Origin of the sequence: Bradyrhizobium sp. HKCCYLRH1034 (assembly GCF_051168375.1) — a bacterium.
Lineage (GTDB): Bacteria > Pseudomonadota > Alphaproteobacteria > Rhizobiales > Xanthobacteraceae > Bradyrhizobium.
Window position 1 is genome coordinate 145,858 of sequence record NZ_JBNPUW010000013.1, and the last position, 20,764, is coordinate 166,621.

Annotated in this window: 20 protein-coding genes, 1 tRNA gene and 1 pseudogene; 11 read left to right on the forward strand and 11 right to left on the reverse strand. The window is 67.4% G+C overall.

Annotated features, from left to right (window positions below):
• Window positions 1-133: 133 nt before the first annotated feature.
• Window positions 134-1,204 (reverse strand): GTPase ObgE, encoded by a 1,071-nt coding sequence (gene obgE, locus ACQR0W_RS26835; protein WP_315715949.1) that lies wholly within the window; start codon window positions 1,202-1,204, stop codon window positions 134-136.
• A gap of 201 nt (window positions 1,205-1,405) precedes the next feature.
• Between obgE and ACQR0W_RS26840 the strand changes: the two genes are divergently transcribed.
• Window positions 1,406-2,323 (forward strand): DMT family transporter, encoded by a 918-nt coding sequence (locus ACQR0W_RS26840; protein ID WP_316186408.1) that lies wholly within the window; start codon window positions 1,406-1,408, stop codon window positions 2,321-2,323.
• A gap of 78 nt (window positions 2,324-2,401) precedes the next feature.
• Here the strand turns inward: ACQR0W_RS26840 and ACQR0W_RS26845 are convergent, their stop codons facing one another.
• The 3 genes from ACQR0W_RS26845 to rplU all read right to left on the reverse strand — a co-directional run bounded on the left by ACQR0W_RS26845 (window position 2,402) and on the right by rplU (window position 3,924).
• The gene (locus tag ACQR0W_RS26845) at window positions 2,402-2,992 is read right to left on the reverse strand and encodes a GNAT family N-acetyltransferase (protein WP_315715951.1); all 591 of its coding nucleotides are present in this window, start codon (window positions 2,990-2,992) and stop codon (window positions 2,402-2,404) included.
• Between the two features lie 139 nt (window positions 2,993-3,131).
• Window positions 3,132-3,401, reverse strand: a complete 270-nt coding sequence (gene rpmA / locus ACQR0W_RS26850) for a 50S ribosomal protein L27 (protein WP_315750651.1) — start codon at window positions 3,399-3,401, stop codon at window positions 3,132-3,134.
• 139 nt (window positions 3,402-3,540) lie between these two features.
• Window positions 3,541-3,924 (reverse strand): 50S ribosomal protein L21, encoded by a 384-nt coding sequence (gene rplU, locus ACQR0W_RS26855; protein WP_315715953.1) that lies wholly within the window; start codon window positions 3,922-3,924, stop codon window positions 3,541-3,543.
• Between the two features lie 359 nt (window positions 3,925-4,283).
• Here rplU and ACQR0W_RS26860 point away from each other — a divergent pair, with 359 nt between their 5' ends.
• From ACQR0W_RS26860 to ACQR0W_RS26880, 5 genes and pseudogenes are all read left to right on the forward strand, one after another.
• Window positions 4,284-5,423, forward strand: coding sequence for an ROK family protein (locus ACQR0W_RS26860; protein WP_315750655.1), 1,140 nt, complete (start codon window positions 4,284-4,286; stop codon window positions 5,421-5,423).
• A 474-nt stretch (window positions 5,424-5,897) separates the two neighbouring features.
• Window positions 5,898-6,557: an outer membrane protein gene (locus ACQR0W_RS26865; protein ID WP_410051216.1), complete on the forward strand. Its 660-nt coding sequence runs from the start codon at window positions 5,898-5,900 to the stop codon at window positions 6,555-6,557.
• A 232-nt stretch (window positions 6,558-6,789) separates the two neighbouring features.
• Window positions 6,790-6,879: transfer RNA gene (locus ACQR0W_RS26870), tRNA-Ser, on the forward strand.
• 49 nt (window positions 6,880-6,928) lie between these two features.
• Window positions 6,929-7,687 (forward strand): DUF7168 domain-containing protein, encoded by a 759-nt coding sequence (locus tag ACQR0W_RS26875; protein WP_315715956.1) that lies wholly within the window; start codon window positions 6,929-6,931, stop codon window positions 7,685-7,687.
• A gap of 166 nt (window positions 7,688-7,853) precedes the next feature.
• Window positions 7,854-7,951 (forward strand): annotated as a pseudogene (locus ACQR0W_RS26880) (HNH endonuclease); the annotation flags it as partial.
• Between the two features lie 185 nt (window positions 7,952-8,136).
• Here ACQR0W_RS26880 and ACQR0W_RS26885 read toward each other — a convergent pair.
• Window positions 8,137-8,745 (reverse strand): hypothetical protein, encoded by a 609-nt coding sequence (locus ACQR0W_RS26885; RefSeq protein ID WP_315716186.1) that lies wholly within the window; start codon window positions 8,743-8,745, stop codon window positions 8,137-8,139.
• Between the two features lie 190 nt (window positions 8,746-8,935).
• Here ACQR0W_RS26885 and ACQR0W_RS26890 point away from each other — a divergent pair, with 190 nt between their 5' ends.
• Window positions 8,936-9,271: an MmcQ/YjbR family DNA-binding protein gene (locus tag ACQR0W_RS26890; RefSeq protein ID WP_315715957.1), complete on the forward strand. Its 336-nt coding sequence runs from the start codon at window positions 8,936-8,938 to the stop codon at window positions 9,269-9,271.
• 41 nt (window positions 9,272-9,312) lie between these two features.
• Here ACQR0W_RS26890 and ACQR0W_RS26895 read toward each other — a convergent pair whose 3' ends face one another.
• Window positions 9,313-10,347 (reverse strand): hypothetical protein, encoded by a 1,035-nt coding sequence (locus tag ACQR0W_RS26895; protein ID WP_315750659.1) that lies wholly within the window; start codon window positions 10,345-10,347, stop codon window positions 9,313-9,315.
• A 502-nt stretch (window positions 10,348-10,849) separates the two neighbouring features.
• On the opposite strand from ACQR0W_RS26895, the gene ACQR0W_RS26900 reads away from it, so the two are divergent.
• From ACQR0W_RS26900 to ACQR0W_RS26910, 3 genes are all read left to right on the forward strand, one after another.
• Entirely contained in the window at window positions 10,850-11,347 is a 498-nt protein-coding gene (locus tag ACQR0W_RS26900) for a YchJ family protein (protein WP_316169932.1), read from the forward strand.
• Window positions 11,348-11,743: 396 nt separating this feature from the next.
• Window positions 11,744-13,252, forward strand: coding sequence for a bifunctional class I SAM-dependent methyltransferase/glycosyltransferase family 2 protein (locus ACQR0W_RS26905; protein WP_315750661.1), 1,509 nt, complete (start codon window positions 11,744-11,746; stop codon window positions 13,250-13,252).
• Between the two features lie 150 nt (window positions 13,253-13,402).
• On the forward strand, window positions 13,403-15,022 hold the full coding sequence (locus ACQR0W_RS26910; RefSeq protein ID WP_316169931.1) for a hypothetical protein: 1,620 nt from the start codon (window positions 13,403-13,405) through the stop codon (window positions 15,020-15,022).
• On the opposite strand, the gene ACQR0W_RS26915 is transcribed toward ACQR0W_RS26910, so the two are convergent.
• Genes ACQR0W_RS26915 through ACQR0W_RS26930 form a run of 4 tightly spaced genes read right to left on the reverse strand, consistent with a single transcriptional unit; the run spans window position 14,962 to window position 17,526 of the window.
• Entirely contained in the window at window positions 14,962-15,492 is a 531-nt protein-coding gene (locus ACQR0W_RS26915) for a DoxX family protein (RefSeq protein WP_409977912.1), read from the reverse strand. The two genes, ACQR0W_RS26910 and ACQR0W_RS26915, sit on opposite strands and share 61 nt — an antisense overlap.
• A complete protein-coding gene (locus ACQR0W_RS26920; protein WP_315750664.1) occupies window positions 15,492-16,274 on the reverse strand; it encodes a DNA-binding domain-containing protein in 783 nt (260 codons plus the stop codon). The genes ACQR0W_RS26915 and ACQR0W_RS26920 overlap by 1 nt, the downstream gene beginning before the upstream one ends.
• The gene (gene bufB, locus ACQR0W_RS26925) at window positions 16,261-17,181 is read right to left on the reverse strand and encodes an MNIO family bufferin maturase (protein WP_316169930.1); all 921 of its coding nucleotides are present in this window, start codon (window positions 17,179-17,181) and stop codon (window positions 16,261-16,263) included. Before bufB ends, ACQR0W_RS26920 begins: the two co-directional genes overlap by 14 nt.
• Before the next feature lie 39 nt (window positions 17,182-17,220).
• Window positions 17,221-17,526 carry a BufA1 family periplasmic bufferin-type metallophore gene (locus tag ACQR0W_RS26930; protein ID WP_315715966.1) on the reverse strand — a complete coding sequence of 102 codons (306 nt, stop codon included), beginning with the start codon at window positions 17,524-17,526 and terminating at the stop codon, window positions 17,221-17,223.
• A 288-nt stretch (window positions 17,527-17,814) separates the two neighbouring features.
• Here ACQR0W_RS26930 and ACQR0W_RS26935 point away from each other — a divergent pair, with 288 nt between their 5' ends.
• Window positions 17,815-19,911, forward strand: coding sequence for an adenylate/guanylate cyclase domain-containing protein (locus ACQR0W_RS26935; protein ID WP_434840898.1), 2,097 nt, complete (start codon window positions 17,815-17,817; stop codon window positions 19,909-19,911).
• A gap of 14 nt (window positions 19,912-19,925) precedes the next feature.
• Here ACQR0W_RS26935 and ACQR0W_RS26940 read toward each other — a convergent pair whose 3' ends face one another.
• Window positions 19,926-20,663 carry a GntR family transcriptional regulator gene (locus tag ACQR0W_RS26940; RefSeq protein ID WP_316169928.1) on the reverse strand — a complete coding sequence of 246 codons (738 nt, stop codon included), beginning with the start codon at window positions 20,661-20,663 and terminating at the stop codon, window positions 19,926-19,928.
• Between the last annotated feature and the right edge of the window lie 101 nt (window positions 20,664-20,764).

Genomic DNA, 20,764 nt, shown 5'->3' on the forward strand with positions numbered 1-20,764 from the left:
GGTCGGTTCGAGCCCTCGCATCGTGATGAGAGGTGCGTGGCTGACACGCGGTCCGCACGGGACGGGGCTCAAGTGTTGATGGATGGCGGCGAGTGTCGCAAGCGAGGGCCTGCGAGGCAAGGTTGGCTTCAGTTCAACCCTGCGGTGACGTTGGGGCCGCCCACGGCTCCTCGGTCGCGGCGCTCTCGGTCGTGCTCTTGGCCTTGAGGGACACAGGCTGTTCGCCGACCACGTCGGCGAGCTTGCGCAAAGCTTCCTTGACGCCCTCGCCGGTGGCGCCGGAAATCAGCAGCGGCGTCTTCTTGGCGGCGCGCTTCAGCCGGTCCCTCTGCTTCTTCAGCTCGTCCGGGTCGACCGCGTCGATCTTGTTCAGCGCGACGATCTCGACCTTGTCGGTCAGCTCGCCGCCATAGGCTTCGAGCTCGTGCCGCACCGTCTTGTAGGCCTTGCCGGCATGCTCGCAGGTGGCGTCGACCAGGTGCAGCAGCACGCGGCAGCGCTCGACATGGCCGAGGAAACGGTCGCCGAGGCCGGCGCCCTCATGCGCGCCCTCGATCAGGCCGGGAATGTCGGCCAGCACGAACTCGCGGCCGTCGGCGTTCACGACGCCGAGCTGCGGATGCAGCGTGGTGAACGGATAGTCGGCGATCTTCGGCTTGGCGGCGGAGACCTTGGACAGGAAGGTCGACTTGCCGGCATTGGGCAGGCCGACCAGGCCGGCATCGGCGATCAGCTTCATGCGCAGCCAGATCCAGCGCTCCTCGCCGGGCTGGCCGGGATTGGCGTTGCGCGGCGCCCGGTTGGTCGGCGACTTGAAATGGGCGTTGCCGAAGCCGCCATTGCCGCCCTCGGCCAGCACGAAGCGCTCGCCCACCGCGGTAAAGTCGTGGATCAGCGTCTCGCGATCCTCGTCGAAGATCTGGGTGCCGACGGGAACCTTGAGCACCACGGACTTGCCGCCGGCGCCATGGCGGTCCTTGCCCATGCCGTTCTCGCCCTTCTGGGCCTTGAAATGCTGCTGGTAGCGGTAGTCGATCAGGGTGTTGAGGCCGTCGACGGCCTCGATGATCACGTCGCCGCCGCGGCCGCCATTGCCGCCGTTCGGCCCACCGAACTCGATGAATTTCTCGCGCCGGAACGCAACGCAACCGTTGCCGCCGTCGCCGGAGCGCACATAGACCTTGGCTTCATCGAGGAATTTCATGATGCGCCCTACGTAGGCGAGGCGGGTCCCCACGGCAACCGCGGAATGGGTTTAATTCGACCCGAAGCCTTAATTTCGAGCGGTAAAGCCGCGCTGCGCAGCGCGTGGACAAGGCGTGCGCAGGGGTTGCAGCAGGGCTGCATGACGCGCCATGCGGAAGGGCTGGAGCCGCGGCGGCGTGCCTGATAAGGCAGCCCCATCATGAGCGTGCTGTCCCGAATCTCCACCGCCAACGACGAGCGCTCGGCGCGGCTGGCCGGCATCGGCCTGATGCTGCTGTCGATTGCGATGTTCTCGTTCGGCGACGCCCTCGGCAAGTTCCTGGTGTCGACCCATGCCGTCGGCCAACTCCTGTGGCTGCGCGCCTGTGCGGCGCTGCTCTTGCTCGCACCGTTCATCTGGCGCAACCGCGCCGCGTTCCTGCAGCTCGAGCGCCCCTGGCTGCAGCTCGTGCGCGTGATCCTGTCGACGCTCGAGGTCGCGGCGTTCTTCCTCGCCACCGTCTATCTGCCGCTCGCCGACGTCATCACCTACTATCTCGCCGGGCCCATCTTCGTCACGGCGCTGTCGGCGCTGGTGCTGCGCGAGCATGTCGGCTGGCGGCGCTGGACCGCGATCCTGATCGGCTTCTGCGGCGTGCTGATCGCGCTGCGGCCCTCGGCGCAGACCTTCAGCCTACCGGCCTTGATCGCGCTCGGCGGCAGTCTGTCGTTCGCAGTGCTGATGCTGATCACGCGCAGCCTGCGCGCGACGCCCGACATCGTGATGGCGTCGTCGCAGTTCGTCGGGACCTTCCTGCTCGGCGCCGCGATGTCCTCGTTCGGCTGGGTGACGCCGACGCCCGGCAGCCTGGTGCTGTTCGCCGCCGCCGGCCTCATCTCGGTGACCGCGCTGTTCTGCGTCAACCGCTCGCTCAAGCTGGCGCCGGCCTCGGTGGTCGTGCCCTATCAGTACACGATGATCGTCTGGGCCGTGCTGTTCGGCTTCGTCGTGTTCGGCGACGTGCCGCATCCCGCCACCATCATCGGCGCCACCATCATCATCGGCGCTGGGCTGTACATCTATCTGCGCGAGCGCAGCCTGGGGCAGGGCCAGGGTGCGGTGAATCCGCCGGCCTGAGATGCGACCCTCCCCTGGAGGGGGAGGGTCGCCTCACGCGGAGCGAAGCGACACGTGAGGCGGGGTGGGTGGCCCGGCCTAACTCCGCCGCCCCGCATTGGCCCAGGCCTTCAGCGAGGACCAGACGCCGCGGGTCAGGCGGAAGGCGTCGACCGGGGCGGACGAGCCGATCACCTCGAAGCGGTGCAGCTCGACGCCGGTCCATTGGAAGCCGCACTTTTCCAGGATGTTGCGCGAGGCTGGGTTGCTGACGCGGGCGTGCCCGATCAGCAAATTGTCCTCGCTCGTCTCGAAGAAATGGTCGATCGCGGCGCGCGCGGCTTCGGTGCCGAAGCCGCGGCCCCAATGCGCAACGCCCAGCCAGTAGCCGAGCTCGGCACGGCCCGTTGCTGCTCGATTGATCCCGACCATGCCGATCGGCGTGTCCAGATGCTCGATCAGGAAGGCGGTCTCACCCGTCTGTTCCAGCGCGCGAACGAAGCGAGCGGCATCGACCTCCGAATAGGGATGCGGCAGGCGGCGGGTATTCTCGGCGATAACACGGTCGTCGGCGAGCCGGGCGATGGCTGTCACGTCCGCGAGCACCGGCGCACGCAGCGTCAGCCGGGAGGTTTCGAGCACGCAAGGTCTCGCCTCGCGCAAGGTGGGAGTGGTGATGTCCTGCAGCATGTCGGGCTCCATCGACGCTTCGGGATCAACTGATCAGCGAAAATGAAAAGGGGAGGCCGGTTGTCCCGCCTCCCCTGGAGCCATCTGGCGCTCCGCCGGTTTGTCAGGACCCGGCGGACGCGAATTGTTCCACCGTATTCTACTCAGCAGCCTCGGCGAGTACCGGACGTACCGAGATGAACGTGCGGTTGGCACGGTCATGGAACTCGACGACGCCCTCGATTTTCGCGAAGATCGTGTGGTCCGTGCCCATGCCGACGTTGAGGCCGGGATGCCAGGTGGTGCCGCGCTGACGCGCAATGATGTTGCCGGGAATCACGCGCTCGCCGCCGAACGCCTTGATGCCGAGGCGCTTGCCCTTGGAGTCGCGTCCGTTGCGGGATGAACCGCCTGCCTTTTTATGAGCCATCGCTCGTCTCCGATCTCTTGCGATCACCTTTAGCGCGATTCCGCTAAGGGATCATTCACATTTGCAACCTGCGCGGACGAAAAATCCACGCGCGATGAGGTTCAAGCCGGTGCGGCGCGCGAGACGCGCGCCGGCACGCTTACTCGGCGGCGTCGGCCGCCGGGGCTTCCGCCTTGACCTTCTTCGGGCGCGGGCCCTTGGTCGGCTTGGCGTTGTCGGTCAGGATCTCCGAGACGCGGATCAAGGTCAGCTCGTCCCGGTAGCCGCGCTTGCGGCGCGAATTCTTGCGGCGGCGCTTCTTGAACGCGATCACTTTGGGGCCGCGCTTGTGGTCCAGCACCTCGACGGCCACGGACGCGCCGGCCACCGCGGGGATGCCCAGCACCGGCGTATCACCGCCGACCACCAGCACCTCGTTCAGCTGCACGATCGTTCCGGGCTCACCGTCGATCTTGCCAATCTCGAGCACATCATCCGGGGCGACGCGGTATTGCTTGCCGCCGGTCTTGATGACTGCGAACATCGTTCTCATCCTTCGTGTTCGATCCCGGCCTCAGAGCGCGATGGCCCCGGGTCGGCTTCTTGTTCAGTCGTTATGGTTCATGTGGTCCGGCCCGATTGGAGCCGGAAGTCGCGCCCGAGGCTTTGGGGCCTCGAGAAAGGGCACAACGACAAACGGCGCAGGAACGCCCGCGCCGGTCGATCGGGCGCTTATAGCGGCGTGAGCCGGCGAGTCAAGGTGAATGGCCGGTTGCCGCTCGGACGGGATGCCCGGGCCCCGCCGACCCCCGGCCGCTATTCGCTCGACCCGGCGCACCGGACCCGCAACCAACTGTTCCCTCCGCCGTTGTCCGGGCCCAATGCACAACAGGGCAGGATCGCATGGCCGACGACGTCATGACCACCACGGGCATCGCCCGCCACGGCGCCGCGCGGCTGCCGACGGTCGAGATCGACAGCTTCAACATCGAGCTCAAGGACGAGGACGGCTTCCTCGGCGACCGCGCCTCCAAGGGCGCCTTTCGCAAGATCCTGGAGCGCTGGCGCAAGCCGTTGCGCAAATCCGGCAAGGATCCGTTCGGCGACGAGGACAGCGAGACCATCAGCAAGAAGGCGCTGGACGCCATCCTGGTCGGCGACGACACCGAGGCCTCGGCCGTGGTGCACTCCGCGATCGAGGAATTCGCCCAGGAGCTCGCCCACGTCACCCGGCGCTTCCTGCGCACCAAGGCCTGGGCCAAGACCGAATGCATCGTGGTCGGCGGCGGCTTTCGCGACTCTCGCCTCGGCGAGCTCGCGATCGCGCGCACCGAGATCATCCTCAAGGACGAGGGTTTTGGCGTCGAGCTGGAGCCGATCCGCTACCATCCCGACGATGCCGGCTTGATCGGCGCACTGCATCTGGCGCCGTCTTGGATCTTCGAGGCCCATGACAGCATCCTGGCGGTCGATATCGGCGGCACCAACATCCGCTGCGGCGTGGTCGAGACCGCGCGCAAGAAGGCCCCGGACCTGTCGAAAGCGTCGGTGTGGAAGTCCGATCTCTGGCGCCATGCCGATGACGAACCCACGCGGGAAGGTGCGGTCAAGCGGCTCGCCAAGATGCTGAAGGAGCTGATCGAGGAGGCGGACGCCGAGGGCCTGCGGCTGGCGCCCTTCATCGGCATCGCTTGTCCCGGCGTCATCAACGAGGACGGCTCGATCGAGAAGGGCGCACAGAACCTGCCGGGCAATTGGGAGAGCAGCAAGTTCAACCTGCCGGCCAGCCTGGTCGAGGCGATCCCGATGATCGGTGATCACGACACCGCGGTGCTGATGCACAATGACGGCGTCGTGCAGGGCCTCTCCGAGGTGCCGTTCATGCAGGAGTTCGAGCGCTGGGGCGTGCTGACCATCGGCACCGGCCTGGGCAATGCCCGCTTTACCAACCGCCGCAAGGAGAACGGCCGCAGAGACAGGGACGACAAGGCCAAGGAGGACAAGGCCGACGACAAGAAGGCGGCCAAGAAGAAGAAGGATTGAGCATTGGCGCGGCCGCACCGTGTCTCTCGGCGGTCCGGAGGGGGGGGGGGCATGCTGCGCTGCAGCAGGGCGTCTTCGCGCTCCCGGACGTGCGGAAAACCGCCGTACAACCAGTCGGATGGCTGGAACCCGGTAACCTTGACTGGTTAGGTTAAGGAACGGTTCGCATTGCGATGCACGCGCAGATGGCCCAGGGTCGCCGGCGTCGCTCAGGCCGGCCGGATTGACCCCCGTCTCTTCCGTCGGTTTCCCCAAGATGTAGCGACACGGGACCGCCGGTATGTGTCAGCGTACGGCGGTCCCACCTTTGTCTCCTGGCCTCCGTCGCCAGCCGCCGCGTCCGCAACGGCAGGAGAAAATCGTCGTCGGTATAAATCAAGTCCATTTACAAACCGTCTAGTCGGTTTATTAATGGACATCCCAAATGGGGTGGGATTTGACGGCGCAATCTCGCGCCGGGTGGAGTGTGAGGACATGATGATCAGACGGGCGAGAGGCTGGATGGCTGCGGTGGCGGCGGCGACGCTGGGCCTCGGCGGGGCAGAGGCAGCCGACCTGGCGGCGACCACCTACAAGGCGCCGGCCTATGCCGCCGCACCAGCACCGTTATCCTGGACCGGCTTCTATGCCGGCGCCAATGTCGGCGGCGCCTTCACCGGAAACGACTCCTTCACGAACGCCGCCGGCGCCAATGGCGGTAAGCTGTCCGGCGTGATCGGCGGCCTGCAGGCCGGCTACAACTACCAGATCTCGCCCATGTTCGTGGTCGGCATCGAGAACGATCTCGAATTCACCGGCCTCTCGCGCAAGGCCGACCTCGTCAATCCGGCCGTCAGCATGCCCTGGCTCACCTCCGGCCGCGCGCGCGCCGGCGTCGCGGTGCTCGACCAGCGCCTGTGGCTGTATGGTACGGCGGGTCTTGCGGCGGGCGAGTTGAAGGACGGGCCGACCCACAAGATGAAGATGGGCTGGACCGCGGGCGGCGGCGCCGAATGGGCGTTCCTGCCGAAATGGTCGGCCAAGCTCGAATACCTCTACACCGACCTCAAGCACGACGACCTGCCGGACTGGCGAGCGGCCAAGATTCACTCCGTGCGGGTCGGCTTGAACTACCATTTCGACCTGTTCCGCTGACGAGCGCGGCGCAGACCAACGGGTTCGAAGGCCCGCGTCAGTCTGGGCCTTCGGAGCGCGGGGCCGAGCGGTGTAGCCGTTCAGCCGCCGCGTGCGATCCGCTTCCCCGAGCGGACCGCAATGGCGCGCGCATGCGCGAGCCCCGGGAAAATTTCGACCGGCTGCCTTGTCACCCCCCGCATCGTGCCCTAGAACGACGCCCGACCCGGGGGCTCGCCCCTGATTTGCGCCTGGAGAGGTGGCAGAGTGGTTGAATGCACCGCACTCGAAATGCGGCATAGGTGCAAGCCTATCGGGGGTTCGAATCCCTCCCTCTCCGCCAGTTCCTCCCTCGGCCACCTCCCGGCGGGGCTTGTCATGGGCCTTGAGCGGTGAGCCAGACGTTCGATCCTGCCGCTTCCGATCCTGTTGCGCTCGACAAGCTGAAATCCCGCATTCAGGCGCTGCGCGCCAAGACCATCGCCAATGGCTGCACCGAGGACGAGGCGCTGTCCGCGGCCGCCAAGGTCGCCGAACTGCTCGATCGCCACGACCTGTCGCTGTCCGACCTCGAGCTGCGGGCGTCGGCGTGCGAGCGCAAGGTCTATGAGACCCATCGCAAGAAGCGCATTCCGCTCGATGACTGCATCGGCGCGATCGCGCATTTCTGCGATTGCCGGGTCTGGCGCGAGAAGAATCCGGCCGGCGAAGCGAGCTATGTGTTCTTCGGTCTCCCCGCGGATGTCGAGGTTGCGCACTACCTGGCGGAACTGATCGACAACGCCGTGCGAGCCGAACTCGGCCGCTACAAGACCTCGGCCGAGTACCGCCGGTTCCGGCACCAGGACCGGCATCTCGCCAATGCCTCCTTCGCCCTCGGCATGGTGGTGTCGATCGCCGACCGCCTGGTGGCGATGAAGGCAGCCCGGGATCAGGTCAACCAGAGCAGCGGCCGCGGCCTGGTCGTGCTCAAGACCTCGGTGGTCGATGCCGAGTTCGACAAGCTCGATCTGAAGCTGCGGTCGGCGCGCAGCACGAGCCGGATGGTGTCGACGGCGGCCTATGAAGCGGGAGGTGCCGCCGGCACCACGCTCGCGATCAGTCCGGGCGTGAGCGGCGCGCCACCGCCAGGTAGTTCGAAGCGAGGCTGACGGACGCCTGGTTCGACGTCGGCTATGGGCCCTTCAAGCACGGCCCAAGCCGGTTGCAGGCGCCGTGCATCGACGTCCAGCGTCGTACTCCTAAGTACAGCGACACGGCGATCTCGGCTGGCTGCGACATTTGCTTCCATCCGAGTCGCTCAGTTAAGCTGCCTGCATGAGCTACTGCGTCTTCATGCATCGGACTGATTCGATCTACGGCGATAGTCCGGCGGAGCAGTACCACTTCCCAAACAATATCTCGGCCGCGCGCAGGGCAGTGACTCGATCAGGGAGTGAGTCCGAGCGGCGCTGTCCGCTCGCGCTGGTAGGCTTGCCCTGGGGGCGGTGCTGCGGCTTCCCTCGACCCCGTCACATTTCGTCCATCCGTTGACTGCGGGGCGCGTCGCGTTTCGCGACGCCGCCCCATGATGGATCGCGGCGTTCTGGCCGTACCGCCCTCAGCTCTTCCCGCCCGGCCCCTTCAACGCATTCCAAGCTGCCTGATTGGCCTGATCGAACGCCTTGCGGGATTCGCTCAGGGCGGCGCTGAGCACCGACCAGGATTCGCTGCCTGTCTGTTTCAGCTTCTCGAGATGGGCACCGGCCTCTGCCGCGTCGGATTTGAGCTGCTTCAGCACGGCGTCCAGATCGGTCGTGCCGACCGTCGTCACCTTGGTCGCCGCCTCGCGAAACCTGTCAGCCGACTCCCGCCATGCCGTCGCCTGCGCGGCGGCGATGTCCTTGAAGGTCGCCTGCTGCTGGGCGGCCTGCTTGCCGGCGGCGTCGAAATAGGCCTTCATCTGCGCCTCGAATCCGGCCCAGTGCGCGTCCAGCTCGGTCTTCGCGCTGGCCATCGCGGCTTCGCCGGCCGCTGCCTGCGTCTTGAGCAGGGCTTCGAGGTCGCTGCGGCGCTTCTTCAAGTCCGCCATGATCTCCTCGGTCTTCACCTTGGATGCTGCTTCGACCTCGGCTGCCTTGACCCCCAGCGACTCCAGCGCGGCATCCATCTCGTGGAGGCGCTCCCTGGCCCAGTTCAGGTAGACCTGCATCGTGCTCTGTGCCGGCATGGCTGCTCTCCTCTGATCCATCCTGCGACAAGCCATATAGAAACGAGGTCGTATAGTTTTGACCTGCATCAAGGCCCCGGGATGCCGGGGCTTCACGTTTGCGTGCAGGGCGCGACGTCCGCCGTATGGCGGACCGCCATGGCCGGTGCTAGTCCTATCGTTCGAATACGATCACACGAGGCGCGTCGAGATGACCGGTGACGAATTTCGTGCTCTCGCCCTGTCGTTCGCCGGAACGACCGCGGCGCCTCACTTCGATCGCACCGCGTTCAAGCTGCACCGGACCTTCGCGACCCTCGCCGCCGATGGCGCATCCGCCAACGTCCTGCTCACGCCCGACGAGCAGGAGCACCATGCCGGCCTGCAGCCCGGCGTGTTTCGCCGGGTCCCGAACAAATGGGGTGATCAGGGCTGGACCACCGTGTCACTCGCCGATGTCGACGCCGCTCGCCTGCGCGGCGTGCTCGAGAGCGCGTGGCGCGCCGCGCATCGTCCGCAGCGTTCACGCGGCCGCAGCAGGCGCTGAGCCGACCCCGGCGAAACAATCGCCGGCGGCGACAAGAACTCTCATACCCTCCGCCCGACCATCAGCAGGACGCCGCCGATCTGCGGCAGGAGCGCCAGCAGGATCAGGCGGAGCATGACGAAGTCGTCGGCGGAGGGCTTCACCACGCCGCGCGACACCCACGCCACCAGCTTGATCGCGGCCTCGGTCTGCGGATCGGCGGTCTGGCTGACCGTGGACATCGCCGCGTCCAGCGCCAGGCGACGCTCGGCGACCGCAGCCTCGCGCTCCCGACAGAACTTGCCGACGCCGCCCTTGCACTCGCGGTCGCGCGCGGTCATTGCATCCGCGAGCGCCGTCTGCGCGGCCTGCACCGCGGGCGTCACGCGCGAGGCGCGCGCCAAGGTGACGTCGCTGATGTTGGTGGAGGCGAAGCCGATGCCGGCGGTGACCGCGAACACGAAGGTCATCAGCCACACCGTCCAGCCGGTCAGTGCCGAGGCGCGGTGGCGCGCCTGCCACAGCCGTGCGGCGCAGGTCGGCATCACCAGCGCGACGAGGTCGGCGGTGACGCCGACCGCCAGAAACATGTAGCCCGCGGTGCTGTTCGAGCCGAGCGAGTGTGCGAACCAGCCGTTCATGGCCATGCCGACCGCGGCCAGCGCCAGTGCGGCCAGCTGCAGCAGGACCGACGAGGCGGTGATGCCAGCGCGCGCGGGCTTTGCCGGCGTGATCGGCGCGGCGGCCGGCACGACCTCGCCTTCGGTCGCGGCCGACGCTTCGCGCGGCGGTATCGTGGCCGGCGGCGCTGCGGCCGGGATCGCCGCGGCCGCCGCGCTGGCAGCCGCCCCCGTGCGGGACGCCTCGGCAACGGCCGGAGCTTTCGCCGGCTCGTTCACGTAGTCCAGGAAATCCGGCATGATCAGCGTCTCGGACGCGAGCATCTCGTCGTCGAGCGCCGCCATCTTGGCCTTCTCGGCCTTGTCGGCTCGGGGCCGCGGGCGTGGCTTGACGACCTTGGCCCGCTTCGGACGCGGCTTGGCCGTCTTCGGCTGCTGCCAGGGAATGATGGATGCGACTACGGACTCATCAGCCATCGGGGCTGCTCCAATCGGTGGTGATGGGCGCGACGCTGCGTTTGCACGCAGCGCCGATCGCGCCGGCATCGGGTGCACGTCTGATCGGGAATCGGGCAGCGGCCCGCCTCGAAGCGGGCCTTCGTTCTTGCGGCCGGGCTGGCGTCGCGCGAAGAAATCGTTGGCGTCTCACGCGCCCTGATCCGCCGATGATGCGGAGGGCTTGCGGTCACAAGCGCCACGTAATGAGGCGGCGCCCGGAAGGTTCTGGTCCGCGCGGGGCCGGGCCGGTCAGCCGTGCGCCCAACACCCTTGTTCTTAACCAATGGTTAACACGGATTCGCCGGTTTCGAAACCACGCTAGGCCGTCGTCGGGATGTCAGCTCGCCGGCAACGGAGAACTGCGTCTTTGCGGTCACAACCGGAGGTGACGAGCTCTTTGTTCGATGCGCGAACGCAGGGTGCCGCGCGCTGGTCAACGGGCTATGGTGGGATCTCGGAAAAGGAGCTCTGTCGTCGTCTCATGCAATGTCCGTGCGGATCAGGTCTTCCCTATGATCGCTGCTGCGGTCCCTATCTCGATGGTGACGATCAGCCGCCGACCGCCGAGGCGCTGATGCGGTCGCGCTATACGGCCTATACGCGCGGCGACATTGGCTATGTCGAAGCGACGCTCGCCGCCGACCGGCGCGGTGCGTTCGATGCGGTAGCCGCGAAGGATTGGGCGACACGCGCGACATGGCTCGGCCTGCGCATCGTCTCGTCGGTCCGCGGCCAGCCCGGCGACGCCGACGGCGTCGTCAGCTTCGTCGCCAGCTATCGCGAGGCCGGCAAGACCATCGAGCACCACGAGGTCTCGCAGTTCCGCCGCGACGCCGACGGTGCCTGGCGCTTCGTCGAGGGTGACGCGCGAGCCATCGTCACGGAGCCGAAGCGTGCGGCTGCCACCGCGAAGGTCGGCCGCAATGATCCATGCCCGTGCGCTAGCGGCAAGAAATACAAGTTCTGCTGCGGGCGGTGAGCGCAGCGGCATTTCTCGATCGCGGTGCGTCGCTGTGTTGATAGGAGGGGGGAGCCGCGACGGCGGGCTCGTCAGGTGCATCCGTGCCCCGCGAAGGCAGGCGCGCGGCACTCAAGCCGTTGGTGCCGGCGCCAATCTGGCAACGACGGTCCAGCGTCGCCGGTCTTCCCGCGCCGGCTTAGTTGCGAGCGCGAATGAGATGCAAAGATCGGACGCATGCGGCGCGAACGATCGCGGCGGCTTCATTGTGGCTGGCCGATGTCTGCTCGTTTCCGTCGCGCGTCAGAGCGAGGGGGCCACGATGCCGACAGAGCGGAGGACTTCTCTGCCGCCGCCTTGACTCCGCCCAACCGGGCTGGCCTAGAAGGACGTAGTTCCTAACAGGGGTGGTATCAGGTGGCGGAGTTGGACGAGCAGGTCCGGCAGGACGAATGCGAGCGGTCGCAGGTTGCCGCAACCCCGTCGTCGGCAACGAAGGCGCTGTCACCGCGCAAGGCGGCCATCCTCGACCATGCCAACGATTTCGCCGATGCGCGCGCCGGCTGGCGCGACAAGGCGGCGTTCTTTCACAGCGAGGACGAGTGCTATCTGCGCTTCCTGATCCCGCCGGGCAGCCGCGTGCTCGAGATCGGCTGCGGCCTCGGCGATACCCTGGCATCGCTCGCGCCGTCCTACGGCGTCGGCATCGACTTCAGCGAAAAGCAGATCAAGATCGCCCGCAGCCGGCATCCTGAGCTGACCTTCATTCTGGGCGACGCGGAGGATCCGGCCACGCTCGCCGCCGCCACCGGCCCGTTCGATGTCATTCTGGTGCTCGACACCATCGGTTCGCTCGACGACTGCCAGCAGTTCATCGAGCAATTGCACCCGCTGTGCACGCGCGAGACGCGACTCGTCATCGGCTACTTCTCGCACCTCTGGTATCCGCTGCTGAAGGCTGCGGAAGCACTGGGCCTGCGGATGCCGCAGCCGGAGCAGAACGTGCTGTCGCCAGCCGACCTGCGCAGCCTGGCGCACCTGGCCGATTTCGACCCCGTCAAATCAGAGCAGCGCGTGCTCTCGCCGCTGCGGCTCTACGGCTTCGGCCGTTTCGCCAACCGCTTTCTCAGCGTGCTGCCGGGCCTGCGCGCGCTGGCGCTGCGGCACTATCTGGTGTCGCGTTCGCTGCGCTGCGTGAGCGACGACGTCCGCTCGGCCACCGTCGTCATCCCCGCGCGCAACGAGCGCGGCAACATCGAGCCGGCGGTCCGGCGCATCGCGGCGTTCTGCAACGACGTCGAGATCATCTTCGTCGAGGGCCACAGCCAGGACGGTACCTATGAGGAGATGGAGCGGGTGCGCGCGGCATTCCCCGATCACGACATCAAGCTGATGCGACAGCCCGGCAAGGGCAAGGCCGACGCGGTGTTCACCGCGTTCGACGCCGCGCGCGGCGACGTGCTGATGATCCTCGATGCCGACCTCACCATGCCGCCGGAGCAACTGCCGAAATTCTTCGAGGCGCTGCGTTCCGGCAAGGGCGAGTTCATCAACGGCTCGCGCCTGGTCTATCCGATGGACGAGGGCGCGATGCGGTTCCTCAACCTCATCGCCAACAAGACCTTCTCCTATCTGTTCTCGTGGCTCCTGAACCAGCGCTACACCGATACGCTCTGCGGCACCAAGGTGCTCCGCCGCAGCGACTATGTCAGGCTCAAGGCCGGCAAGGCCTATTTCGGCGATTTCGATCCGTTCGGCGATTTCGACCTGATCTTCGGCGCCTCCAAGCTGAACCTGAAATCGATCGACCTGCCGATCCGCTACGCCGCGCGCAGCTATGGCGAAACCCAGATCTCCCGCTTCCGCCACGGCTGGATGCTGCTGAAGATGGTCGTGTTCGCGTTCTTCAAGATCAAGGCGATCTGAGATGGCCGCTGTCTACGCCGTCGAGCCTGACCAAGCGGTGCGTGGATCGGTTGCCCATCTTCCCACATCGTCATGGCCGGGCCTGACCCGGCCATCGACGTCTTCTTTCGTCGATGAGGGCCGACATGGATGCGTGGGACAAGCCTGCGCATGACGGAGAAAGCGGTACCGAAAGCATCGGCTCCCTTTCCCGACGCCCTCGACCGCCTGACGCGCTTCGGCTGGCGCGGCGGGGTCGCGGTCGCGCTGCTGCTGTCGCTCGTGTCGTTCCTGACCGCCGGCTATTTCACCGTCTATTGGCGCAATGCCGACATGGACTTCATGGTGATCTACAATGCGCTCGCCATGAACGATGGCGGCGCACAGGCCTTCTTCGATCACCCGGCCTATCTCACCATCCTCTCGGTCGAGACCTGGTTCGCGCTGCTGCATCGGCTCGGCCTGCTCGACGCCTGGACATTGTCGGCGATCCCCGCCGATCGCGCCGCCTTCGATGTCGCGATGACCGGCGCCGTCCATGCCGGACGCGTCGCCGCGCTGCTGACGGCCGCCGGCATCATCCTCGCCTTTGCTTGGGCCGCGCGCCGGCTGGTGTCGGATTGGCGCATCGCCATGCTCGCCGTCACCGCCTTCGCCTTCTCCGGCGGCGTGCAGATGCATCTGCGCATCCTGCGCAGCGAGATGATCGCGGCGTCGTTCTGCATCCTCGCGCTGATGATCCTGATCGCGGTCGCGCGCCGCGCCAGCCTGACGCGGCCGCTCGCCGTCGGACTCGCCGCGCTGCTCTGCATGCTCGGTCTGGAGAACAAGGTGCATGCGATCCTGCTGATCGCCACCATTCCCGTGCTGGTGTTGCCGTTCGGGACGGCGACGAGCGCAAGCGTGGCGTTCTGGCAAAGCTCGCGCGCGTGGGCGGCCGTCATGGTCGCAGCCGTGGCGGCGATCGTCGCCGCGATCGCCGCCTGGCCGCTGGTCGCCGCCGGCTTCGACCCCGTCAATGCGACGGCTGCCGGCCTCAAGCCGATGCTGCTCGGCCGCTTCGGCCTCTACCAGTTCGCGCTGCTCGGCGTGGTCGCGGTCTGCATGGCCGCCTTCGCATGGTTGTGGCGCGTGAGCGCGGCCGAGACCGTCGCGGCGCTGCTGGCGGTGGTGGCCGGCGCAAGCCTCGGCCTGCTGGCACTGAAGTTGAGCTACGACATCAACGATGTCGTGGTCGTGCTCAATCCGCTCGAGAAGATGATCACCTATGTCGACGCGCCCGAGGCCGCCGGCAGCCTGGGCGGTGCGATCGGCCTGTTGCTGTCCGGCGTCCTCGGGGTCATCCGGCGCTACACCTTCGTGCTGCAATCGTCGGCCCGCCCCGCCGTGTTCCTGACCTGGCTGATCATCCCCGGCATTGTCATGGCCTGGCGCCGCGGTGAGCGGCAGGCGGCCATCCAAGCCGTCCTCCTGATGCTGGCGGCCATCGGTATCGACACGCTCGGCGTCCGCCGCGGGCTGAAGGTCGAGTACTTCGTCTTCACCGATCCCCTGATCATCATCGCCGGCATGGTCCTGCTCGATCGTCTGTCGGACCTGCGCTTTTCCCGCTTCGCCTATCCGATCGGCGCGGTGCTGCTCGCGCTCCATGTCGGCATCAGCCAGGCCGAGCCGGTCAAGATGGCGCTCAAGCGCAAGGGGCCCGAGGAGGTCTGCGAGTGGCGCGGCTACTACATGCCACGGCTCGTGCTGCCCTGGTGCGCGCCGCCGAACAGCCCGCCGAGGATGTGATCGAGCGAGATCTTTCCACCGCCATGGGCAATGAGGCCCAGCGCCATCGCGGCCCAGGTCAGATGGATCGGCCAGCCGTCGGGCACCGTGAGCTCGACGATGCATGTCATGAACAGCAGGCCGAGTGCCGCGAAGCGGGTACCGAGGCCGAGAATGAGCAGGACGGGGAAGGTGACCTCGCCGCAGCCCGACAGGAACGCCATCACCGTCGGCATGGGAAAGTGGTATGGCCCGCCAGGCAGATGCAGCATGAACTCGTCGCTGAACAGCGTCACGGCGGTGTCGCTCAGCCTGAGAAAGCCGTCCCATTTGAGAATGCCCGAGCGCCAGAACGGCACCGCCAGCGCAATGCGAGTGACGAGCTGGACTAGGGTGAGCGGGGTCGCGCTCTGCAGCAGCCGAACGGTCTGGCCGACGAGGGAAGGCAGCGACAGTGTCGCGGTCGGCGCCATGGAGTGGTCCGTCGTCATCATGCGTCCTCGAAACTGATGTCCGTGAAGGCGCCGGCCTCGATCAGGCCGGCAATGTTGGTGGCGAGATCGAACTCCGGCGCTGCCTCGAACGCGGCTTCCGCGGCCACGCCGAGCGGCTGCCGCGTGATCAGCAGGCTTGCGAAGATCGCGCCGCCCCGCGGCAGGTGGCGCACGGCGACGTCGAACGCGGGCCGCGTGATCAGCGCGTCCTCCGGGACCGAGCCGTCGATGCGCGGCACCGGCGCATCGCCGCGATTGGCCGAGAAGATCGTCACCGCCGCGAAATCCGAGCGCACGATGCGGGTGGCGGGATGAACGGCGAAGCGCAGCTCGGGCAACCGCTCGGGCGGCACCGTCGCCAGCGTGGCGCCGTCGAGCGGCGCGGCGTCTGCCGCGTGATAGGCGTCGAGCCAGGCCCGCTCGATCTGTGCGACGTCCGTCAGGAACGGCATCGTCCGAGCGTGCTCGTAAGCTGCGATGAAAGCGGGGAAGTCGCGTCCATAGTCGACGAGCAGCGGCGACGTCGGCGGCGTTTCGCGTACATGCGCCCGCGCCATCGCGCGGAAGAAGTCGGGACCGGTGATGCGCTGCACCGCCGGATAGATCGCGACGAGCGACTCGATCAGGCTGACCGTGACGTTGTTGCGGTAGACGTTGAACCGGCGCCCGGCCGCCTTGGCCAGCGGACCCCTGACGGCGACAGGCGTCGCGCGATCCGGCGTCAGCAGCGCCGCGGCGAACTGAGCGGCATAGTCGGACATATGCTCAGGCTGCGGCATCGCGCACCTCTTGCGAGCAGTCGGGTGCGTGGTCATCGAGAATCGCCTGCGCGGCCGCGGCCTCTGCCTTCAGCACCGGCCAATCCGGAATGTTGCTGTCCCATTCGATCAGCGTCGGCATCGGACCGTTGCGCGCGATCACGCTGGCGAACAGGGCCCACACATCATAGGCGACGGGGCCGTCATGGCTGTCGATCAGCAGCGGCTCGCCTTCATCGTCGGCCTGCACGGCGTGACCGGCGAGATGGATCTCGCCGACAGCGGCGAGCGGAACGTCGGCCAGATAGTCCTGTGGCGAGAAGCCATGATTGATCGCGGAGACGAACACGTTGTTGAGGTCGAGCAGGAGCCCGCAGCCGGTGCGGCGGACGATGGCGCGGATGAAGTCGGTCTCGCTCATCGTCGAGTCGTGAAAGGCGACGTAGGTCGACGGATTTTCCAGCAGGATCGGCCGGCGGATCGCGCTCTGCACCTCATCGATATGGTCGCAGACCCGTGCCAGCGTGGCGGCCGTGTAGGGCAATGGCAGCAGGTCGTTGAAGAACGTCGTATCGTGCGTCGACCATGCAAGATGCTCGGAGACGAGGCTCGGCTGATAGCGGGCGACGAGCTTGCGGAAGCGCGCGAGGTGGTCGCGATCGAGCGGCTGCGGGCCGCCGATCGACATGCAGACGCCGTGGATCGACAGCGGATGATCCCTGCGGATCGCCTCGAGCTGATGGTGTGGCGGACCGCCGGCGCCCATGTAGTTCTCGGCATGGACCTCGAAGAAGCCGGGCCGCGGCGCCTCGGCCAGGATGGCGGCCAGGTGCGACGGCTTGAAGCTGGTCCCGGCGACGCCGCCGAGAGGTGGCGGAAAGCGAAGCGGCATGGTGGGGCCCGGTGCAGGGGGGGCATCGGTGCGCATGCTGCGTCTCCGCTTTCCGCTTGGGGTGAACGAGAGCGATCAGATCGGCTTGAGCGAGCCCTTGCGGCCGCCGGGGACGTCGATGCTGGTGCAGGTGCCGCCCTGGACGAATTTCCACGCGTTGCCCTGGAAGTCGATCGTTGAGGTACCCTGGCAGGTCGTGCCGGGACCGGCGGCGCAATCGTTCTGGCCCTTCAGGGCAACGCCGAAGCATTTCTCCTTCTTGGCGGCCATTGCGGCTTCCGCTTCGGCCTTGGTCAGTGGCCCGGCCATTGCGAGGCTTGCGAGCGCGGTGCTGACGGCGCCGGCGAGCGCCAGCGTGGTGACGGTTCTCTTGGCGGACATGACGATTCCTCTCGTGTTCTGCGTCGCTCGCTTGGCGACGCGCATCTCTCCTTCGCCCGCCGCCACGACAATGTTACGCGGCGACTCCGCTCACGACCCTGTGAGCGGTATTGCGTGCTTGGGAGCTGCCCTAGTCGAGCGCAAGCCGACTCGAAGTGCCAATGCTTTGCAGGCATCATCGACTTAGCCGGCCGGCATTGGCGGCTCACGCCATCGGAGCGCAGTCTGGCGGCTCCCGCTCGCGTGCCGCCCCGCGCGCCGATCGGTCCGATCGGAGATCCACCTGCGATGACGGCGAGCGCCAAGAGCCGAGTGCCGCGCCGAGGCGCCGCCGACGAGCGGCTGACCGTCAGCATCCGCTTCGCCGTGTCGGCCCTGGTGCTGACCGCGATCCTGCTGACGGCCCTTGCCTCGAGTCTGTTGTGGTGGCGCACCTCGGAGGCGATCAGCCGTCAGCTCGCGAGCACCATCAACGCGCAGATCGCGAGCGCCGTGCGCAAGGAGGTGAGCGCGATCGTCAGCGAGGCGCGCGCCGCGCACACCGCCATCCGCACGCTGTTCCTGCAGAACGTGCTCGACACCCGCGAGGCGGACAAGCGCGAATTCGTGTTCCTGTCGCAGCTGCAGTCGCAGGCGACGATCTCATCGGCGGCGTTCGGCTGGCCGGACGGCTCGTTCTTCGCCGCCCACAAGCTCGGCGACCGGCGCCTGGAGATGATGGAGATCTCCCTGACCGATCATCCCGGCCAGCGCCGTGTCGATGAATACGACGTCGTGCCCGGCGACATCGAGTTCGCGGCACGCCGCTTCGAGCCGACCCGTTTCAAGGTCGTCGACCAGCCCTGGTTCAAGGAGAGCCTCGCTGCGGACGAACCGCGCTGGTTCAGCGTCGATCATCATCCGAGCGGAGACCGCCCGGCGATCGCGCTGGCCGGCCCGATCGATGTCTATCAGGAGCGGCAGGGCGTGCTCGCCATCATCATCGAGCACGCGCGCATCTCGCGCTTTCTCGCCCAGCTTCAGGTCGGCCGCACCGGCAGCGCCTTCATCCTGGCGCTTGATGGCGGCGTGGTCGCGGCGCCCGACGAGACCGCCGACGAGGTCAATGCCGGGCAGGGCCGCCAGCCGTTGCTGCCGATCGCGCAGCAGGCGATGCGGTCCTCGCGCGAAGGCGACGAGGCCTGGCGCGGGCGCGTGCTATCGGGCGACGGCGCCTTCGAGGTCGCGCGCACGGCGCTGCCGTTTCCCGGCTGGTCGCTGGTCACGGTGATTCCGGAAGCGGAGTTTCTCGGTCCGGTCGACGCGGCGCTGCGGCGCGTGATCATCGGTCTCGGCATCGGCGCCGTGCTCGCGGCGCTGGCCTCCGCCGCGCTGGCGCGTGCCGTCATCGCCGCCCCGCTCGGGCGTGTGGTGGCCGAACTGCGTCACGTCGAGGCCTTCGCGCTCGAGCAGGTGCGACGTCATCCCTCGCGGCTTCGCGAGATCGCGAGCCTGTCCGGCGCCATTCATGACATGGCCGGCGGGCTGTCGTCATTCGGCAAGTTCATTCCCGCTGATCTCGTCCGGCAATTGCTGCGGCAGGGCGTCGACGCCAGGCCGGGCGGCCATGTCCAGGAGCTCAGCGTGATGTTCATCGACATCGCCGGCTTCACCGGGTTGTCGGAGCGCATGGGCGACCGTGTCGTGCCGCTGCTGTCGCGCTATCTCGACCTGATCTCGACCGTCATCGTCGACCACGGCGGCACCATCGACAAGTTCATCGGCGATGCGGTGATGGCGTTCTGGGGCGCGCCGGCCGCGCAGCCGGATCATGCGGTTCTGTGCTGCCGCGCCGCGCTGGCGTGCCGAGACGCGGTGGAGGCCAGCGGCCTGTGCGACGATGACGGCCGGCCGCTCGCCATCCGCATCGGCATCAACTCCGGCCCCATGCTGGTCGGCAACATCGGCTCCGAGGTGCGTCTCAACTATACGGTGATCGGCGATGCCGTGAACGTCGCGAGCCGGCTGGAGGGCGCCAACAAGAGCTACGGCACCGATATCCTGATCGGCGAGGGCACCGCGCGGCTGGCGGGCGATGCGTTTCTCACCCGCGAGATCGACCGCATCGCCGTCTATGGCCGCGAAGAGGGCCTGCGCGTCCACGAGCTGGTCGGGCTTGCGGAGAATGTCGCCGCGCAGGACGTGCGCTGGATCGCACACTACGCGTGCGGACTTCAGGACTATCGCGCGCAGCACTTCGAGGCAGCCATCGCGGCGTTTGAAGCAGTCCTCGCGCTCAAGCCCGGCGATCGCGCCGCCGAGGTCATGATCACGCGCTGCAGGCCCCTGGCAGGCACGCGGGCGGATCATCATTGGCATCCGGTGACGGCGCTGACGACGAAGTAACGTGGCCGGTCCGACTAAGCCGACCGCAGCTTGCCGCGCAGCGGCCGCCGTCCGGCGAACACGGCGGCGAGATCCTGAGACGGCGTCGCCGCATCGTCGTCGAGCCGCAGCCGGCCCTCGACATGCAGGAAGTGCTCTCGCGACACCGCGATCGCGCGCAGCAGGTCGCGGTCGCGCAGCGCGTCGACGATCGCGCCGTGCTCGTCGACCGCGCAGATCGACTGCGCCGCCGGCTCGTATACCGACACCATCACCGAGGAGCGGCTGAGCAGATCGGCGAGCATGCGCGACAGCTCGGGATTGCCGATGGAGTCGACGAGATGGACGTGGAAGGCGCCAGACAGCCGCACCGAGGTCGCGCGATCGCCGCGCTGTGCGGCGGCGCGCTCCTCGGCCAGATGCGCATCGAGCCGCGCGAGCAGGAGATCATCGACCCGCAGCACCAGCTGGCTGAGCACGCCGGCCTCGAGTACGCGATGTGCCTCATAGACCCGTCTGATATCATCGAGCGTCGGCCGCGGCACCCGCGCGCCACGGTTCGGGATCATCTCCAGCCGCCGCTCGGCGCCGAGCCGGTGCAGAACTTTTCGGATGCGCTCGCGCGACACGCCGAAGATGTCAGCCAGCGGCGTCTCGGCGAGCTTGGTGCCGGCCTTGAGCTTGCCCTCCAGCAGCGCGCGCAGGATGGCCTGGTACACCGCCTCGTCCTCGGCGGGATTGGCCTTCCCGATTCGCTGCGCTCGCATCGCCATGAGGTTTTAGCTAGGCCCAAAGGCGCGGCACGTCACCTCCAAAAAATGTGCACATTCTGTCCGCGGCCGGGCGCGCTGCGGATCGAGACATAGCCCGGAAC

Coding starts and splice junctions, on each gene's coding strand:
- ACQR0W_RS26860 (WP_315750655.1), top strand. CDS start 4,284: ATGGCCGACGACGTCATGACCACCACGGGCATCGCCCGCCACGGCGCC.
- rpmA (WP_315750651.1), bottom strand. CDS start 3,401: ATGGCTCATAAAAAGGCAGGCGGTTCATCCCGCAACGGACGCGACTCC.
- ACQR0W_RS26920 (WP_315750664.1), bottom strand. CDS start 16,274: ATGCCGCAGCCTGAGCATATGTCCGACTATGCCGCTCAGTTCGCCGCG.
- rplU (WP_315715953.1), bottom strand. CDS start 3,924: ATGTTCGCAGTCATCAAGACCGGCGGCAAGCAATACCGCGTCGCCCCG.
- ACQR0W_RS26895 (WP_315750659.1), bottom strand. CDS start 10,347: ATGGCTGATGAGTCCGTAGTCGCATCCATCATTCCCTGGCAGCAGCCG.
- ACQR0W_RS26865 (WP_410051216.1), top strand. CDS start 5,898: ATGATGATCAGACGGGCGAGAGGCTGGATGGCTGCGGTGGCGGCGGCG.
- bufB (WP_316169930.1), bottom strand. CDS start 17,181: ATGCGCACCGATGCCCCCCCTGCACCGGGCCCCACCATGCCGCTTCGC.
- ACQR0W_RS26840 (WP_316186408.1), top strand. CDS start 1,406: ATGAGCGTGCTGTCCCGAATCTCCACCGCCAACGACGAGCGCTCGGCG.
- obgE (WP_315715949.1), bottom strand. CDS start 1,204: ATGAAATTCCTCGATGAAGCCAAGGTCTATGTGCGCTCCGGCGACGGC.
- ACQR0W_RS26845 (WP_315715951.1), bottom strand. CDS start 2,992: ATGCTGCAGGACATCACCACTCCCACCTTGCGCGAGGCGAGACCTTGC.
- ACQR0W_RS26940 (WP_316169928.1), bottom strand. CDS start 20,663: ATGGCGATGCGAGCGCAGCGAATCGGGAAGGCCAATCCCGCCGAGGAC.
- ACQR0W_RS26890 (WP_315715957.1), top strand. CDS start 8,936: ATGACCGGTGACGAATTTCGTGCTCTCGCCCTGTCGTTCGCCGGAACG.
- ACQR0W_RS26915 (WP_409977912.1), bottom strand. CDS start 15,492: ATGACGACGGACCACTCCATGGCGCCGACCGCGACACTGTCGCTGCCT.
- ACQR0W_RS26930 (WP_315715966.1), bottom strand. CDS start 17,526: ATGTCCGCCAAGAGAACCGTCACCACGCTGGCGCTCGCCGGCGCCGTC.
- ACQR0W_RS26935 (WP_434840898.1), top strand. CDS start 17,815: ATGACGGCGAGCGCCAAGAGCCGAGTGCCGCGCCGAGGCGCCGCCGAC.
- ACQR0W_RS26900 (WP_316169932.1), top strand. CDS start 10,850: ATGCAATGTCCGTGCGGATCAGGTCTTCCCTATGATCGCTGCTGCGGT.
- ACQR0W_RS26910 (WP_316169931.1), top strand. CDS start 13,403: ATGACGGAGAAAGCGGTACCGAAAGCATCGGCTCCCTTTCCCGACGCC.
- ACQR0W_RS26885 (WP_315716186.1), bottom strand. CDS start 8,745: ATGCCGGCACAGAGCACGATGCAGGTCTACCTGAACTGGGCCAGGGAG.